This window comes from Paenibacillus sp. FSL H7-689, assembly GCF_000517905.1.
Lineage (GTDB): Bacteria > Bacillota > Bacilli > Paenibacillales > Paenibacillaceae > Paenibacillus > Paenibacillus amylolyticus.
Genome location: NZ_ASPU01000053.1, coordinates 1 through 482, shown reverse-complemented (window position 1 = coordinate 482; position 482 = coordinate 1). Strand labels below are relative to the sequence as shown.

The 482-nt window shown below is 48.8% G+C and carries 4 tRNA genes; all 4 read right to left on the bottom strand.

What is annotated here, in order from left to right:
- Positions 1–2 precede the first annotated feature (2 nt).
- Positions 3–78: transfer RNA gene (locus C170_RS22505), tRNA-Val, on the bottom strand.
- A 68-nt stretch (positions 79–146) separates the two neighbouring features.
- A tRNA-Glu gene (locus tag C170_RS22500) sits at positions 147–218 on the bottom strand.
- Positions 219–227: 9 nt separating this feature from the next.
- A tRNA-Ser gene (locus C170_RS22495) sits at positions 228–319 on the bottom strand.
- A gap of 3 nt (positions 320–322) precedes the next feature.
- Positions 323–398, bottom strand: a tRNA-Asn gene (locus C170_RS22490).
- Between the last annotated feature and the right edge of the window lie 84 nt (positions 399–482).

Here is a 482-nt window from a genome sequence, read left to right as displayed (position 1 = left end):
TATGGTGGAGGCTGAGGGGATCGAACCCCCGACCCTCTGCTTGTAAGGCAGATGCTCTCCCAGCTGAGCTAAGCCTCCGAACAACACATTTATGATCATACCATAATCTTGTTGTAAAAATCAACTTCTTTTTTTTGAAGTTATTATGACCCGTAGGGGATTCGAACCCCTGTTACCTCCGTGAAAGGGAGGTGTCTTAACCCCTTGACCAACGGGCCTTAATATTATGGCGGAGAGAGAGGGATTCGAACCCTCGAGACGCTTGTGACGCCTACACGATTTCCAATCGTGCTCCTTCGGCCAGCTCGGACACCTCTCCATATGGCTCCCCGAACAGGGCTCGAACCTGTGACAACTCGATTAACAGTCGAGTGCTCTACCAACTGAGCTATCAGGGAATATGCTTCAGAGATCGTTCTCTGAAAACTAGATTCGAAACGAAACATGCGAATTACAACTTGCTATTGGATAAGCCCTCGACC